Origin of the sequence: Nocardia sp. NPDC057272 (assembly GCF_042668615.1) — a bacterium.
GTDB lineage: Bacteria > Actinomycetota > Actinomycetes > Mycobacteriales > Mycobacteriaceae > Nocardia.
This window is the reverse complement of sequence record NZ_JBHUYK010000010.1, coordinates 109,157-124,993: the sequence shown is the minus strand read 5'-3', so window position 1 is coordinate 124,993 and position 15,837 is coordinate 109,157. Positions and strand designations below refer to the sequence as shown.

The 15,837-nt window shown below is 68.0% G+C and carries 14 protein-coding genes; 6 read left to right on the top strand and 8 right to left on the bottom strand.

The annotated features are described in order from the left end of the window. Positions 1 to 6: 6 nt before the first annotated feature. A complete protein-coding gene (locus ACFULV_RS16450; RefSeq protein WP_378657328.1) occupies positions 7 to 1,269 on the bottom strand; it encodes a PucR family transcriptional regulator in 1,263 nt (420 codons plus the stop codon). A 452-nt stretch (positions 1,270 to 1,721) separates the two neighbouring features. Here ACFULV_RS16450 and ACFULV_RS16445 point away from each other — a divergent pair, with 452 nt between their 5' ends. Beyond that, positions 1,722 to 2,522, top strand: a complete 801-nt coding sequence (locus tag ACFULV_RS16445) for an adenylate/guanylate cyclase domain-containing protein (protein WP_378657325.1) — start codon at positions 1,722 to 1,724, stop codon at positions 2,520 to 2,522. A gap of 11 nt (positions 2,523 to 2,533) precedes the next feature. Here ACFULV_RS16445 and ACFULV_RS16440 read toward each other — a convergent pair whose 3' ends face one another. Further along, positions 2,534 to 3,787 carry a PucR family transcriptional regulator gene (locus ACFULV_RS16440; RefSeq protein WP_378657323.1) on the bottom strand — a complete coding sequence of 418 codons (1,254 nt, stop codon included), beginning with the start codon at positions 3,785 to 3,787 and terminating at the stop codon, positions 2,534 to 2,536. A gap of 129 nt (positions 3,788 to 3,916) precedes the next feature. Between ACFULV_RS16440 and ACFULV_RS16435 the strand changes: the two genes are divergently transcribed. Together ACFULV_RS16435 and ACFULV_RS16430 are read left to right on the top strand one after the other, a co-directional pair. After that, the gene (locus ACFULV_RS16435) at positions 3,917 to 4,621 is read left to right on the top strand and encodes a cutinase family protein (RefSeq protein WP_378657320.1); all 705 of its coding nucleotides are present in this window, start codon (positions 3,917 to 3,919) and stop codon (positions 4,619 to 4,621) included. A gap of 50 nt (positions 4,622 to 4,671) precedes the next feature. Next, positions 4,672 to 5,427: a class I SAM-dependent methyltransferase gene (locus ACFULV_RS16430; RefSeq protein WP_378657318.1), complete on the top strand. Its 756-nt coding sequence runs from the start codon at positions 4,672 to 4,674 to the stop codon at positions 5,425 to 5,427. 13 nt (positions 5,428 to 5,440) lie between these two features. On the opposite strand, the gene dnaG is transcribed toward ACFULV_RS16430, so the two are convergent. From dnaG to ACFULV_RS16410, 4 genes are all read right to left on the bottom strand, one after another. Continuing rightward, positions 5,441 to 7,363 carry a DNA primase gene (gene dnaG / locus ACFULV_RS16425; RefSeq protein ID WP_378657315.1) on the bottom strand — a complete coding sequence of 641 codons (1,923 nt, stop codon included), beginning with the start codon at positions 7,361 to 7,363 and terminating at the stop codon, positions 5,441 to 5,443. A gap of 25 nt (positions 7,364 to 7,388) precedes the next feature. Beyond that, the gene (locus ACFULV_RS16420; protein WP_378657312.1) at positions 7,389 to 8,642 is read right to left on the bottom strand and encodes a deoxyguanosinetriphosphate triphosphohydrolase; all 1,254 of its coding nucleotides are present in this window, start codon (positions 8,640 to 8,642) and stop codon (positions 7,389 to 7,391) included. Position 8,643: 1 nt separating this feature from the next. Beyond that, complete coding sequence (locus ACFULV_RS16415; RefSeq protein WP_378637756.1) at positions 8,644 to 9,222, bottom strand: YdcF family protein; 579 nt, start codon at positions 9,220 to 9,222, stop codon at positions 8,644 to 8,646. 119 nt (positions 9,223 to 9,341) lie between these two features. Beyond that, complete coding sequence (locus ACFULV_RS16410; RefSeq protein ID WP_378657309.1) at positions 9,342 to 10,274, bottom strand: LysR family transcriptional regulator; 933 nt, start codon at positions 10,272 to 10,274, stop codon at positions 9,342 to 9,344. An 84-nt stretch (positions 10,275 to 10,358) separates the two neighbouring features. Here ACFULV_RS16410 and ACFULV_RS16405 point away from each other — a divergent pair, with 84 nt between their 5' ends. Continuing rightward, positions 10,359 to 10,775, top strand: a complete 417-nt coding sequence (locus tag ACFULV_RS16405) for a DoxX family protein (RefSeq protein ID WP_378657306.1) — start codon at positions 10,359 to 10,361, stop codon at positions 10,773 to 10,775. Positions 10,776 to 10,787: 12 nt separating this feature from the next. Here the strand turns inward: ACFULV_RS16405 and ACFULV_RS16400 are convergent, their stop codons facing one another. Continuing rightward, the gene (locus ACFULV_RS16400) at positions 10,788 to 11,465 is read right to left on the bottom strand and encodes an MBL fold metallo-hydrolase (RefSeq protein ID WP_378657304.1); all 678 of its coding nucleotides are present in this window, start codon (positions 11,463 to 11,465) and stop codon (positions 10,788 to 10,790) included. 69 nt (positions 11,466 to 11,534) lie between these two features. Here ACFULV_RS16400 and ACFULV_RS16395 point away from each other — a divergent pair, with 69 nt between their 5' ends. Together ACFULV_RS16395 and ACFULV_RS16390 are read left to right on the top strand one after the other, a co-directional pair. Next, entirely contained in the window at positions 11,535 to 13,520 is a 1,986-nt protein-coding gene (locus tag ACFULV_RS16395) for a TPM domain-containing protein (protein ID WP_378657301.1), read from the top strand. Between the two features lie 91 nt (positions 13,521 to 13,611). Further along, on the top strand, positions 13,612 to 14,430 hold the full coding sequence (locus tag ACFULV_RS16390) for a MerR family transcriptional regulator (protein ID WP_378657299.1): 819 nt from the start codon (positions 13,612 to 13,614) through the stop codon (positions 14,428 to 14,430). Positions 14,431 to 14,465: 35 nt separating this feature from the next. On the opposite strand, the gene ACFULV_RS16385 is transcribed toward ACFULV_RS16390, so the two are convergent. Further along, a complete protein-coding gene (locus ACFULV_RS16385; protein ID WP_378657297.1) occupies positions 14,466 to 15,776 on the bottom strand; it encodes an acyltransferase in 1,311 nt (436 codons plus the stop codon). Positions 15,777 to 15,837 lie beyond the last annotated feature (61 nt).

The following is a 15,837-nucleotide window of genomic DNA, read 5'->3' as shown; positions in this document are numbered from 1 at the left end:
CTCCGATCAGCATGCCTGGGCGGTCTGGTCGGGGTCACCGCCGGCGGCTAACTCTTTCTCACCCGCGCCGGTCATCCGGGCTACGAGCGCGGAACGCAGGCGCCAGATCCCGTCCGGCTGCGTCGGGTCGAGGCCGGTGATTTCGGCGATCTTGTTCAGTCGGTAGTCGACAGTGTTGGGGTGTACGTGCAGCACACGCGCGGTGCGAAGACGAGTGGAGTGGGTCGCGAGGTGCGCTGTCAATGTCTCCAGCAGAACTGGATGATCCTCGAGCGGGTCCAGTAGCGCGGCCAGATGCCTTCCTGCTGTGCCCGGCCGGGACAGCTGATACTCCAGCGACAGGTCGTCGAAGCGCTCGAGCCCGACTCGGCGCAGGCGGCGCATGATGTCGAGCACCGCGTGCGCGCGCTGGACCCCTTCGGGAATGCCACCTGCCCCCACCGCCACGAACGCGGCGCGAACCTGCGTCTGCGCCGCGCCGGCGATCTGCTCGACGAACCGTTCGGCGGCGGCGGGATCGAAATGGTCTTGCGGAATCAGCAGGGTAGCCGTGTCGGTGCCCATCTGCATCAGCGCGTTGTCCTCGCAGTGGTGCAGCACCTCGGCTCTGATTCGACGAATTGTCGGGTGCGCGAGGGTATGTCGATCCTGGCGCGGCTCGTCCGCTCCACGGCGTGGCACGAACCCGACCGCGAAGACGTAATAGCTCTCGGCCAACCGGACCCCGCAGGCGCGCGCCATGGCCGGTGTCGCGTTCCCGGCGATCAGCGCGGCGGCCACGGCATCCGCTGCGTCGCTGCCCGCCACCCGCCGTTCACGCAGGTACGCCTGTGAGATCGCTATGGCGAGCTCGCGGGAGAGGTGGACGAACATGTGCGCTGTTTCGATCAGTGCCGCGTGATCCTCGTCGGCTCTCGCCCGTGCGGTGAGGTGGTCGAACACCGCCTGCGTGCCTACCCGCACGGCCTTGTGCATCGCGTCGATCGTGACGCCCTCGCGTGCCCATTCCATGACGTCGGCGCGCACCTCGGCCAGCGGTTCCGCAGTGTCGCCGCCGGTCAGCATTCTGGCGGTGAGCTCGAGGCACGCGTTCACCAGCGCGGCGACATCGCGACGCAGGGCCGCCATGGGGACTCGGTCGGGTAGTTCACTGCCGACGATGAACAGACTCATGATCTTGCCCGAAATCGTTGACGCTGCGGGGAGCCGGTCGAGAATCGGCCGACCTACCGTCGTCGCGGTCCGGGCCGACAGGATGCTGTCGGGCATGCGCACATTTCCTACTTTCCGCTGTTTGCGCTTCATCGTGCGGCCTCACCACCCCGCGTTCCAATGGTGCTTCGCACCCAGATGAAACCATCGTTGTGCACTATGCACCACAGGGCAGACACAGAGCGCATCACCCGTACACCGAAACAGGGTCAGGAAGCACGATTCACAGCTGCGGTCGGCGCGGTTCCGCCCGGCGATTGCACGGTCTCCGCGCTTGGCAAATGTCGAAAAGGGCCATCTCAGCTGTATAAATACTACCCTTGCCCGCAATGACGGCGAGTGAGCCGACCCGGTGCGGAGCGCGATGGTCCCAGGATTCATCGCCGGCAGGCATCCGCTACGCCGGTCGAATTCGAGTGAACGCATGTGTACTATTTTGCCGTGAACAGCTCGGGCGCACAGCCGCTACAGGGTTCGACCAGCCACGCTACTCCGCCAGGGTTCCTCCGATGACCACAGTCGTGATCACCGTGCTCGCGATCGTCGCCGCCGGTGAAGCCGTCGGCATACTCATCCTGTCGATCCTGCTGGTCCGGAGTCGGCGCAAGCGCCGGGCACCGCGTCGGTCGACGACGGGACAGCGGTTGGTGGTGAGCGGTCGCGAAGCGGTACGGACCGCCTGGCAGGCCGCTGATCTGGTGCGGGCCAAAGGTTTTCGTGCCGCCGTGCTCACCTCGATCGAAGACCTCGCTGGCTGGGCACGGGTCGAACGTCCCGACCTGGCCAGACTGGCGCCGGACGGCAACGTCGTCATCATGTTCTCCGACATCGAGCAATCGACCGCTCTCAACGAACAACTGGGCGACCGGGCCTGGGTCAAGCTGCTCGACCGCCACCACCGCCTGGTGGATCGGTGCGTGCAGAACCACGGCGGCCATGTGGTCAAGAACCAAGGCGACGGGTACATGATCGCCTTCGCCGCTGCCGACCGGGCGGTCCGATGCGGCCTGGCCATTCAGGCGGCGCTGAGCAAGGACGCCGAAGCATCCCGGGGCGAGGCCGATTTCCGGGTCCGGATCGGTATCCACATGGGAAGTTCCGTCCGCCGGGGTGACGATTTGTTCGGACGCAATGTCGCCATGGCCGCGCGGGTCACCGCGCAGGCCGAGGGTGGCGAAGTGCTCCTCAGCGAGCCGGTGCTGGAGGCGATCGGAAGCAGTACCGATCTCACGATCGGAACCGGACGTGAAGCGACCCTCAAGGGCCTGCGGGGCACGCACCGCCTCACTCCGGTCTGCGCGCAGCGGTAATCAGAATTGGCTCAGCTGGGCCGGGGAGTGTTCTGCCGCCAGTACAACGCGTCCAATGCGACCGCGACATGCACGCCGTTCTCCGCCAGTGGACGTGGCAGCAACTCGTCCGCGCGGGCGATCCTGCGCAAGATCGTGTTCCGGTGGGTGAACAGACGCGCCGCAGCGCGCGTGGCATTGCATTGCTCGTTGATGTAGACCAGGACTGATTCGCGCAGTTCGCTGTCGGCGTGTTCCAGATCGCCGAGGGTGTACTTGATGAATCGGTCTGCCTGAGCGCCGTTTTCAGTGATCAGCGAGGTCAGTTGCACCTCGCCGAAGGTGACCAGCCGTCGGGTGCTGTGCGGGCGGGCGAGGATTCGGTGCGCGGCCTGAGCGTCGAGGTGACTGGTCCGGAACCCGGCGAGGTCTCGGCCGGTCGAGCCGATGGCGATCCGCACGCCGGGGATATGGTCCAGCGCTTCGGTCAGTGCCGCGGTGTCGGGAGGAGTGGGGCCGGGCACCCACACCCACAAGGTGGCCGCGCTGGCGAGCACGCTCAGCGCCGTGGCCGCCCCGGCGGCTTGTGTGAGGGCCCTGGTCACCCGATGCGGTTCGTCGAGTTCGGCACCGGGAATGTCACTCCAGGCGATGGCCGCGGTGTGGGTGGCGTCGAGCCGGTAGCCGAGGCGGGTCGACGCGCGTTCGATATTGGTCGGCTCCCCCTCGAGAATGAGCGAAATGACCTCGCGCCGTTCGGCATACGAGCCGCGGGCGAGTTCGTCGCGCTCCTGACCGATGACTTCGGTGATCGCCTCGATGGTGCCGTCCACGAATTCGGCGATCGAGGCGGCGGTGACCTCCAAGACCTCCTGCAGCTCGAACGGGTCCGGCGTGAGAATGAAGATGATGGTCATCCACCGTCGCCAGACGACATTTTGCCCCACGCGGTAGGCCTGCAAAGCGGCCTCGTTCATGCCACGCCTCACCAGGTCGCGAACAATGGCGATCTGGTCCGCACCGAGTTTTATCGGCACCGGCATTCCCGGATCGGCCACGTTGGCCGAGGCCCAGTGCAGCAGGTTGCCGCGATTGACGCGCCGGACAGCCTCGGCCAGCAGCGGATCCCCCGCGACAGCACGCAGGCTGGTTGTGAGGAGAGTGGCGTCATAGAGTTCGTCGAGCCATTCCTCCGGCGCGTTCAGCGCGATCTCGGCACCTTGGCGGATCACTTCTCGCGCGCGGTCGGACAGGCGTCGATCGAACAGACCATCACCGGAGTGCACCGCCTCATTATGCAACCTCCGATCCGAGTTCATCTGCGTCGAATTGCCCGTCGCCGGTGCCGCGCTCGGCGCCGGATCGGTTGTGCGTAGGCACCGCGCCGTACGCGGTGGGCGCAATACAGTAGGCGCATGATTCGAATCCTGTTGTCAGCGGCCGCGACAGCCGTGGCAGCACTGACTCTGCCCACCCTCCCCACGGCGGTCGCCGACTCGGCCACTCCCCCCGACGGCTGCGCGGAGGTCCGGGTCATCACCGTTCGCGGCACCCTGGAGCCACAGTTCGGCAGTCTGCTGCTCACCCCCCTCGCCTGGCGGATCGCCCAGGAATCCGGTCGCCACACCACAGTGACCGAGCTCGACTATCCGGCCTCGAGGGAATCGGACAGCGCCGTGCGCGGAACGGCGAACTTGACCGCCCTGCTGAACACGACCGCCGCCACGTGCCCCGACCAGCAGCTCGTGCTGCTCGGCTACTCACAAGGCGCGAGCGTCATCGGCGCCACCTTGCGGGAACGAACCGCGTTGACAGCGCAGGCGGCCGCGCGCATCGATGCGATCGCACTGTTCGGCAGCCCACTGTTCAACGGCGCGGAGCCCTACAACCGCGGCAGCTACGATCCCGCACTGTCGGGCACCCGTCCACTACGCACCGGCGCGCTGGCGGAATTCGCCGACCGCCTGCGCGACTACTGCAATACCGGAGACCGCGTCTGCCAGGGCGGCGACCCGGCCGCCGGTTTCGGAAACGCCCTGACCTATGGCCATGTCGCGTACTTCGTCAACGACACCCGCGACCAGGCCGCGGCGTTCGTCCGCGAACAGCTCAGCCGGTAGCCGCGAAACTCGGAGGTGTCGCCGGGCGGTCGCTGGCATAGTGATTTCGCATGGGACGGACGTTCGAGGATTTGGTCGCCGAAGCGGCATCGGCGCCGGTGGAAGGATGGGATTTCTCCTGGCTCGACGGGCGGGCCAGTGAAGCGCGTCCGTCGTGGGGTTATCAGCGGCTGATGAGCGATCGGCTGAAGACCGCTTCCGCTGCGCTGGATATTCAGACCGGTGGTGGCGAGGTTCTGGCCGAGGCGCAGGTGTTCCCGCAGACCATGGTCGCCACCGAGTCGTGGCCGCCGAACGTCGCCAAGGCGACCGCGTTGCTGCATCCTCGCGGCGTCGTTGTCGTCGCCGCACCCGACGAGCCGCCGTTGCCGTTCGCCGATGCGGCGTTCGATCTGGTCACCAGCCGACATCCGGCGACGATCTGGTGGGCCGAGATCGCGCGCGTTCTGCGTTCGGGGGGAACGTATTTCGCACAGCACGTCGGACCGGCCAGCGTGTTCGAGCTGGTCGAGTATTTCCTCGGTCCGCAACCGGAAGCCCGTCGAGGGCGCCATCCCGACGATGAGGCCGCCGCCGCGCGGGCCGCCGGACTGACGATCACCGACCAGCGGACCGAGCGACTGCGCATCGAGTTCCACGACATCGGTGCCGTCGTGTACTTCCTGCGCAAGGCGATCTGGATGGTGCCCGGGTTCACCGTCGAGGCCTACCTCGACCAGCTGCGTCGGCTCCACGATCGAATCCGGCAGGAGGGGCCGTTCGTGGCGTACTCCACCCGCACTCTCACCGAAGCCACCAAACCGTGACTCACAGGTGGTGTCAGGCGCCGGCCGCGTAGCCCTCGTTGCCCATCGCCTGGGCCGCGAGGCTCTTGCGGTACTGCTCCAGCGCCACCAGGTCGCCGAACAGCGTCATATAGGTGTCGGGCTCCTCGCTGGCGGACAGCCGCTGTAGCCGCGATTTGAGCTCGGCGATCTGGCGGCCCACCCAGGCTTCCTGGACGCGGGCCAGGATGCCGGTGATGAAGCGGGGGGTGTCGTTCTGGGTGCGCACCGGAAGCTGCTCGTTGGCCAGTTCGGAGACCAGCGCGCGGATCATCAGGTCGTCGGTGTGGTCGGCCACGGCGGCGACCCATTCCGCACCGCTGAGCCCGGCAGCCGTGCCGCCGGCCTGGGCGATCATGATGCGCACGGCCACGTAGGCGGGGTGGGTGAAGGCGGCGGCGTCGATGGCGTCGAAGGACACGCCCGCGATGCCCGGGTATTGCAGTGCGGCGCTGAGGGTTTGGCGCTGCGCGTACAGCACCGGGTCGTTCGGTGCGGGCCGCACCGAGGAGCTCTCCTCGACGCGAGGCGCGGGGATCGCCGCGGCGCCGGACTTCAGATCGGGCGTGGTGCCGCCCATCCGGTTCTTCTTCGCCTCTTCACCGACCCGGCGCACGACGAGCTGGATGTCGTCCCAGCCCACCCAGCCTGCCAGCTTGGTGGCGTACCCCTTGCGGGTGGCGTTGTCCTTGATCTGGGCCACCACGGGCACCGTACGGCGCAACGCCTCGACACGGCCCTCGACATCGTCGAGATTGTGTTCGGCGAGCAGTCCGCGAATCACGAACTCGTACAGCGGGGTTCGCCGCGCCACCAGATCACGCACGGCGCTGTCGCCGGAGTGCTGACGCAACTCGCACGGGTCCTGCCCGTCGGGCGCGACAGCGATGTAGGTCTGTCCCGCCAGCCGCTGATCACCGCTGAACGCCTTCAACGCCGCAGCCTGGCCGGCCGCGTCACCGTCGAAGGTGTAGATGATCTCGCCGCGCCAGAAGTTGTCGTCCATCAGCAGCCTGCGCAGTACCTGCAGGTGTTCTTCGCCGAACGCGGTGCCGCAGGACGCGACCGCGGTTTTCACCCCGGCCAGATGCATGGCCATGACATCGGTGTAGCCCTCGACGACCACGGCCTGATGACCCTTGGAGATGTCGCGCTTGGCGTGGTCGAGACCGAACAGCACCTGAGACTTCTTGTACAGCAACGTTTCCGGCGTGTTCACGTACTTGCCGGGCATGGTGTCGTCGTCGAACAGCTTGCGCGCGCCGAAACCGATCACCTCGCCGCCGAGATTGCGGATCGGCCACAGCAGGCGGCGATGGAACCGGTCGATCGGACCGCGCTTGCCCTGCTTGGACAGTCCGGCCGCTTCCAGCTCCTTGAACTCGAAACCCAAGCGCTGTAGGTGCTTCGTCAGCCCGTCCCAGCCCGCGGGGGCGTACCCGCAGCCGAACTGCGCCCAGGATGCCTTGTCGAAGTTGCGGTCGGTCAGATACTTGCGCGCAGCCTCGGCCTCGGGTTCGTGCAGCAGGCCCACGTAGTACTCGTGCGCGGCGGCATTGGCGGCGACCAGGCGCGAGCGGGTGCCGCGGTCGCGCTGCACCGAGGTGCCGCCACCCTCGTAGTTGATCTGGTAGCCGATGCGATCGGCCATCTGCTCGACGGCCTCGACGAAACCGATGTGTTCCATCTGCTGCAGGAACTTGTAGACATCGCCGCCCTCACCACAGCCGAAGCAGTGGAACAGCCCGTGGTTGGGGCGCACATGGAACGACGGCGACTTCTCGTCGTGGAACGGGCACAGACCTTTGATCGAGTCGGCGCCCGCGCGCTTGAGCGCCACGTACTCACCGACTACATCTTCGATCCGGACACGTTCACGGATCGCCGCGATATCGCGATCTGGGATTCGTCCGGCCACGATGAGCGAGTCTAGTCGGGTCTGCTCAGCGGCAGTCCAGCGAGGCGGCGACGCGTTCGAAGCGGCTCTCGGTGTAGGACGCGATCTGGTCGATCACCACGCGCACGCGGGCGGCCTCGGTGGTGGCGGCGTTGAACCAGGGCAGCATCTGATCGTCGAGGTGGGCGGGCGCGGTGGTGAGCAGCCGGTCGGCGACGGCCTGCACGCGGTCGCGCTGGGTCTGCTGGCGGGCGAGGTGGCCGGGGTCGGAACGCACGTAGCGCAGCGCCATGGTCTTGAGCACGGCCACCTCGGCGGCCACGATCGGTGGCACGATCAGATCGGCCTCGTAGCGGCTGAGCGGGCCTTCGCCGTAGCGCTCGTGGGTGGCCGAGATCGCGGCGGTGGCGAAGCGGCCGACCAGTTCGCTGGTGAGCCGTTTCAGGGCCACCGAGGCGCCGAAGCTGCCGTCGTAGTCCGCGGCGTCGGCCACGATGTCGAGTTCGGAGAGCCGTTGCGCGGCGGCGGCGAGTGCCTCGATCGACTGGTCGGGGTGCTGGCCGTGACCCTGTTCGGCCAGCGCCGCCTGCTCGGCCGGGTCGGCCAGCGCGCGCAGGTCGATGCGGCCGACGATCACGCCGTCCTCCACGTCGTGCACCGAGTAGGCGACGTCGTCGGACCAGTCCATGATCTGGCATTCCAGGCTCTGCTTGCGGTCGGGCGCGTCTTTGCGCACCCAGGCCAGGCGCTCGAGATCGTCGTCGTAGGCGCCGAACTTGGTGCCGGAACCGCTTCTGCCCCACGGGTATTTGAGGGTCGCGTCCAGGGCCGCCCGAGTGAGGTTGAGCCCGAAGCTCTCTCCGTCGGCGTCGAGGACCTTGGGTTCGAGGCGGGTCAGGATGCGCAGGTTCTGCGCGTTGCCTTCGAAACCGCCGTAGCGGTCGGCGAATTCGTCGAGCGCGCGTTCACCGTTGTGGCCGTAGGGCGGGTGGCCGATGTCGTGGGCCAGGCCGGCCAGGTCGACCAGGTCGGGGTCGGCGCCGACACCGTCGGCGATGCTGCGCCCGATCTGGGCCACTTCGAGCGAGTGGGTCAGCCGGGTGCGCGGGGTGTCGCCCTCGCGCGGGCCCATGACCTGGGTCTTGTCGGCGAGGCGACGCAGCGCGGCGGAGTGCAGCACGCGGGCACGATCGCGGGAGAACTCACTGCGATGTCCCTTGCCCGCGGCGCCGGGCCATGCGGTCTTACCGGGCTCGTGGACCATGCGTTCCTGGTCGTGCGGGATATAGGTCCCTGTCATCTCACTGTCCCGCCTCGTAAGGAAAATCTGCCGAGAAATGAGTGAGCTGATACCAGAGCAGCGCGCCGGTTTCGCGGGCGATGCCGTGGAATTGCGACTCCCTCGTGTAGACGGCGGGCCCGGTGCGTGTGGGTGCGGTCCACGCTTCCAGGCCTGCGTCGCGAGCCATCGTCCTGGTTCGCAGTGAATGCCACGGATCGCTCACGAGTACGGCCGATGACATATCGCGCTCCCCCATCGCCGACGCCACCGCCTCGATGCTGCGCAGTGTGTCGGAACCGGTTTCGACGGCGACGATGTTCTCGCTGGGGACGCCCTTGTCCTCCAGATACCGTTTGCCCGAGGCGGCTTCGGTATACAGGTCGCCCTCCTGCTTGCCGCCGACGGTGATCACGGTGGGCGCCACCCCGGCTTCGTAGAGTCGCCACGCCTGATATAGCCGCGCCTCGAAAACCGACGACGGCGTTCCCGAATACTGGGCCGCGCCGAGCACCACGATCGCGTTCGCGGGGGTGTAGTCGTCGATCCGCGCGACCTGCCAGACCCGGACCGCTGTCCCGGCGACCAGCACCAACCCCATCAGCACCGCTCCGGCGATCAACCGGACGAACCACACCGAGACCGTCGACACCAGCCCGCGCGGATGCCTGACATCCGGGGCGGGCGTGACCGTTCGCGAGAAACCCGATTTCACCTTCGTCAGTCTGCCAGGTCGGTCCGACGCGCCGTGGGGTCAGCGGTCACCACCGGATTCCGTTCCGGTGAACGGACGACCGCCGCTCCCGCAGACTCCCAGGCGATCGCTGCGGCGACGTCGACGAACGAGCGGATCAGCGGGCTGTGTGCCGCGCTGATCCAGGCCAGCACGAGGCTGCTCGGCGGCTTGTCGGCGAGTGGGACCACCACGAGACCGTCCGGGACCGGGTGGCCCAGCGGCGTGAGGCCGACGGTGCCGTTCCACAGGACGGTTTGCTGACATTCGTGGACGGTGCGCACCACCGGGCCGGTGTCCGGATCGGTCGGGTGCGACCAGTAGCTCCGCCAGATCGGATCGGTGTCGGCGGGCAGCTGGAACCACTGTCGATCGGCCAGCTCGCGCAGGTGCACAGTCGCGCGATCGGCCAGGCGATCGTCGGCGCGAAGGACGACACCCACCGGGTCGGTGCGCAAAACCTGTGTGGTGATGCCGGTTTCGTCGAAGGGCGTGCGGGTGAGGGCGATGTCGACGCGTCCGGCGCGCAACCCGGCCGTCGGGTCGGCGAAGTCGCCTTCCCTGATGTGCACCTGTACGTCGGGATGCACGGCCCGGTACGCCGCGGCCAGCCGGCTGCCTGCCTCTTCGGCGAACGTGCCGATCGTGACGGCGGATGCCCCGGCGGCGACCGCGACCCTGGTGCGCACCCGATCGGCCTGGGCCAGCAGGTCGAGTGCCTCGTTGTAGAGCGCGGCCCCGGCGGGCGTGAGGGTGACGCCGGTCGGTGAACGACGCAGTAGTTCGTAGCCGAGGTCGTCTTCGAGCTGTTTGATCGCCCTGCTCAGGGGCGGCTGGGTCATGTACAGCCGGGCGGCAGCGCGACCGAAGTGGAGTTCCTCGGCCACCGCCGTGAAGTATCGCAGCAGACGGAGGTCCATGAGCTGCGACGATACCCGCTCGGTATCGGGTCCGCGGAGATCGGTCTTGGACGCGAACGGTCCCGCGATGATCAGGTGGACGTCATGAGCGTCATTGTCCTGATCGGACGAATCCTGTTCTCCGCGTTGTTCATCGGCGCCGCGATCGGCCATCTGAGCGCGGCGGAGGACACCGCGCGCTATGCCGCGAGCCGTGCAGTGCCGTCACCGCTGCTCGCGGTATACGCCTCGGGCGTCGCGATGCTCGCCGCGGGAACGAGCGTGCTACTCGGAGCCTGGGGCGATCTCGGATCGCTTGTCCTGGTGGTATTCCTGGTGCCGACGGCCTTCCTGATGCACTCCTTCTGGAAGGAGACCGACGCCGAGACCAAGCAACACGAGATGGTCCACTTCAACAAGGACCTCGCCCTGGCCGGCGCGGCACTGGTGTTCTTCGCGGTCTTCGCCTACACCGCCGACCTGGGGCTCACCCTCACCGCACCGGCCTTCAGGCTGCGCTGACCGGACCGGAGGTCACCAACCCCGCGCACGCCATTCGGGCAGATTCGCGCGGTCGGCGCCGAGGGTGGTGTCGTCGCCGTGACCCGGGTAGACGACGGTGTCGTCGGGGTAGCGGTCGAAGAGTTTGGTGGTGACGTCGGTGAGAAGCGTGTCGAAGTCGGCGGGAGTGTGCGTTTTGCCCACTCCACCTGGGAAAAGGGAGTCGCCGGTGAAGAGGTGGGTGTGGCCTGCGTTGTCGGTGAGGGCGAGGGCGATCGAGCCGGGGGTGTGGCCGCGCAGGTGGATGACGTGGAGGGCGAGGTCGCCGACTTCGATGGTGTCGCCGTCTTCGAGCAGGCGGTCGGGGCGGACCGGGAGGTGGTCGGCGTCGAGGGTGTGGGCGGCGGTGGGGACGTCGAGGGACTTGGTGACCTCGGTCAGTGCCTGCCAGTGATCGGGGTGGCGGTGGGTGGTGACGAGCTGTTCGATCTGGCCGGGCGTCTCGAGCGCGGTCAGTTCGATGATGCGCTCGGCGTCGTTGGCGGCGTCGATCAGCACGGCGGCGCCGGTGGTGGCGCTCTGGATCAGGTAGGTGTTGTTGTCCATCGGACCGACGGACATCTTCACGATGCGGGCGCCGGGGACGTCGCGCTGCTGGGCGTCCTCGCCCGCGGTGACGTGACCTGTGTACTGGCGAGCGACTGTGACCATGCACCCGATCGTAGAAGCCACGCGCCGCGCTGTCGTGCCGGTGTCGGTATCGACCGTTAGATTCGACACATGCCGCTGTCGAGTTCGGCCCCACGATCGGTTTCCGTGCTCTGCGCGGTGTTCGCCGTATTGAGCCTGCTGTGCGCGCCGAGTGCGGTCGCCGAACCGCCCGCGCGCATGGGTCCGCAGGTGGTCGATACCGCGAACGTGCTCAGTGCGGGCGACGAAGCACGCGTGCTCGACGCGGTCGATACCCTCTACCGCGATCACCAGGTGAAGCTGTGGGTGAACTATGTGCGCACCTTCGGGTCGATGGCGCCGCGCGACTGGGCTGCCCGCACGTCCGACCTGTCCGGCTTCAGCGATCACGATCTGCTGCTGGCGGTGGCCGTCGACGACCGCGGCTACTGGCTCGACGGCACCCTCCCCGAAGGGGTGAGCGACGCCGAACTGGACTCGCTGCTCGCGGGTTCGGTGGAACCCGATCTGCGCGACCAGAAGTGGGCACAGGCCGCGATCGACACCGCCGAGGGAATCGGTTCGGCGATGCGGGGCGGCGGGGCGCCGTGGGGTGTGCTGATCCTCATCGGGCTGGCCGTGATCGTGGTGGCCGGCGGTTTGATGCTGTTCTCGCGCAAGCGCCGTGGCGACCGGGATCGTGCCGAGCTGACCACCGCGCGCGAGGTGGATCCGACCGATTCCGCGGCGCTGGCGCGATTGTCGCTGCCGACCTTGCACGCGCTCTCCCGCGAGCGACTGGTCGAGATCGACGATGCCGTGCGGACCAGCGCCGAGGAATTGACCCTGGCCACCAGCGAATTCGGTGATACCGCGGTGACGCCGTTCCGCTCCGCGCTCGATGCCGCCCGCGCCGCCACCGCGAAGGCGTTCACGATTCGTCAGCAACTCGACGACGCGATTCCGGAGACGCCGGATCAGCAGCGCGCCATGCTCATCGAGCTGATCGCCACGGCGGGCAAGGCCGATCGCGAACTCGACTCGCAGGTCGCCGATTTCGACGCCATGCGCGATCTGCTGATCGACGCGCCCGCTCGGCTGGACACGCTCACCCGCGACATCGTCGAGCTGACCGCGCGTATGCCGGGCTCCGAAGCCGAACTCGGCCGCCTGGGCTCGACCTATCCGTCCTCGGTCATCGCGCCGATCCACGACAACGTGCGGATGGCGCAGGAGCGGATCACGTTCGCCGAGAACAACATCGATTCCGCTCGCACTGCCCTCACTCAGCCTGTCGGGCAGCAGGGTGGTGCGGTCGCGGCGATCCGAGCGGCCGAAGGCGCGATCGGGCAGGCAAGGACGCTGCTCGATGCCGTCGACCAGGCCGCGACGAACATCCAGCAGGCGCGCGATGGTCTTCCGGCCGCCCTCGACGAACTGCGCGCCGACCTGAGCTCGGCCAAGAACCTCGCCGAGTTCGGCGGCGCCGACCTGGCCGCCGCGGTCTCGTCCGCCACCGCTGCCCTCAACACCCCGAACGCCGACAGCGATCCCCTCGGTACCTTCCACACCGCGGTTACCGCTGATGCCGAACTGGACCGTGCGATCGCGGCGGCCTCGGATCGCAAACTGGCCGTGGAGGATCTACGACGCCGACTCGATCGCACCCTCACCGACGCGTCCGCCCGCATCGATGCGGCGTCGTCGTTCATCACCACCCGGCGTGGCGGCGTCGACGCGGAGGCGCGTACCCGGCTCTCCGAAGCGCAACGCCACCTCGCCGAGGCACGCGGACTCGCGGGCAGTGACCCCGAACGCGCACTCGTCAGCGCGCAGACCGCCGCCGACCTCGGCGGCCGGGCCATGCAGCAAGCGCAGGCCAGCGTGCAGGCGTGGGAGACGCGTCAGCCGATGTCGGGCGGTGGCTCCCAGACCGGTGCGGTGCTGGGCGGAATCCTCCTGAACGAACTACTCCGCGGCGCGATGAGCGGCGGTTCGCACCGTGGTGGCTACGGCGGAGGCGGAGGTGGTTACCGTCCGGGCTCCTACGGCGGCTCGTCGGGATCACGACGGGTCAGCCGGGGCGGCAGATTCTGAGCCGGGCGCGGGAGGTCTGACGGCGCCGAGCCGAGGTCGTCAGGTAGCGCTTGACTCTCCCACTGTGTGAGGCCGTACACCGGAAGGCGTCATGTTCAGTATCGGAGATTTCGCCAGGCACGGTCAGGTGTCAGTGCGCATGCTGCGCCACTACGACGCGGTGGGTTTGCTGCCGCCCGCCAGGGTCGACGCGGCCACCGGATACCGCTTCTATACGGCGGCGCAGCTGGCCCGGCTCAACCGGCTCATCGCATTGAAAGAGCTCGGGTTCACGCTGGAACAGGTGGGCAGAATGCTCGAGCCGGGGCCCGACGCGGCAGAACTGCGCGGCATGCTCACCTTGCGCCGCGCCGAGCTGGAACAGCGGATCGCTGCGGACCGTTCGCGGTTGACCGAAGTCGAAGCGAGACTCCGAATCATCGAAAAGGAGGGCGTTATGCCCGATCAGGATGTGGTGATCAAGTCGGTGCCCGCGGTGCGGGTGGCCGAATCGTCCAGCTGGGCTTCGGGATTCGAACCGCAGGCGATCAGCCCGGTGATCGGGCCACTGTTCAGCGAACTGTCCGACAGGCTGGCCAAGGCCGGGATCACGATCGCCGGTCCCGCGATCGCCTACTACGACGCGCGCGACGACGGAACGGTCGGCGTGCACGCCTGCGTGCCGGTGAATGTAGAACCCGCTGCGGCACCGGACTTCTCGATCGTCGATCTGCCCGCGCTCGAACTCGCGGCGACCACCGTCTATCGCGGGAATGTGAGCGGGATCGGTGCGGCGTGGCAGGCGCTCGGTCGCTGGGTGGAGGACAACGGGCATCGCACCGGCGCACCCGTCCGCGAAGTCACCCTGGAATGGACCCCCGATCCCGATGGCTGGGTCACCGAACTACAGGAGCCTCTCGCCCCGCGGTGATGCAAGGTCGACGGTCGGCACGTGCTCGCCTGACTTCAAGCGGTCGCGGCTTCCTGATCGGTGGACGCCCAGGACAGCTCGGATGCCACGGCATCCAGCAGTTCGGCGGCGAGCGCGCCGCCGCCCAACCGGCCGATGGTCAACCTGCCGAGGTAGGTGTAGACGAGGAAGGTGACCGCCGCGGACGCCCCCGTCGACGGGCGGGGGTGCGCGGAGAGGTAGACGATCTCGTAGTCGTCGAGGATCAGCCCGGCGGGGGCGCGGAACGTGGGCACCGTCCCGGTGTTGGTGAGCGCGATATGCCCTGCGGTGGAGTGGATTCGATCGGGACCGAAGAAGTCGGGGAAGTGCAGAACGGACTGTTCGATCACCCCGTCGGCCAGGTCGTCGTGCAGGCTGGTGCCGATCCGGCGAGCGAGCACGATGAGGTCCGCGGTGCCGGCGGCATCGGTGGCGAACGCGGCCAGGCCGGACAGGTTGGTGCCCGCTTCCGCGGCGACCGCCGGGTCGAGGCGCCTGCGCAGGTCGACCGGATACACACACGACACGCGGTCCGCGCCCGAGAGATCGCTGTACGCCCGCAACGCCGCGGCGGTGACCAACCCGTTGACGCTCACCGCGTGCGCGCGAGCCGTCTCGAGCACCCGAGCGGTCGCGACGGTATCCAGCTGAATCCGCGCGGGCCGGGCCAACGTGGCCGGTGCGGCTTCCGACCACTCGGCCCCGCTCATCGAATCGGCGACGACGAGCGGACGCGCCACCGTCTCGAGTCCCGATCGCCGCCCACGCCGGATCCCCCGCTGCGCCAGCAGCACCTCGAGTGACGCCGGATACTCCCGCGTCCCCTCGACTGCGGTCTCCGACTCGGCGACCGTGGCTGCCGAGTCCGCGATCTTCCCGGTCTCCACAAAGTCGGTGTAGTAGCCCCACAGCCGCGCGAACAGTTCGACACAATGCCCCGCGTCGGCCACGCTGTGGTGCACGAACAACGTGACCCGAGCCCGATCCTCTTCGGCGAGAACCACATCCAGATAGGCCAATTGGGCCCCGGGATCCATGGACTCGGCCGGAATCCGCACCTCGTCGGGATCGCCGAAACTCACCCACGCGCCGACGGCCTCGATATGCCCGGGACGCAACAGGATTCCGTTCTCGTCGGCATCCTCGACGATCCGGCACACCAGAATCGGAAACCGCCGCTGCAATGCCGCGAAGGCCGCGCCGAGCCCGGCCGCGTCCAGTTCCCCGAGCACGGTGACCGACCGTCCGGTGAAAGTCGCGTGCCGCACGAATCGTTGTTCCGACGGGTCGAGCGCCCGCACCACGTCTTCCGGTTCCCACAGCACAACGAAGATCGTGAGGCAAGCGCCCACCCAACGCAAACCGTCAGCTACGCAGTGTGATCAA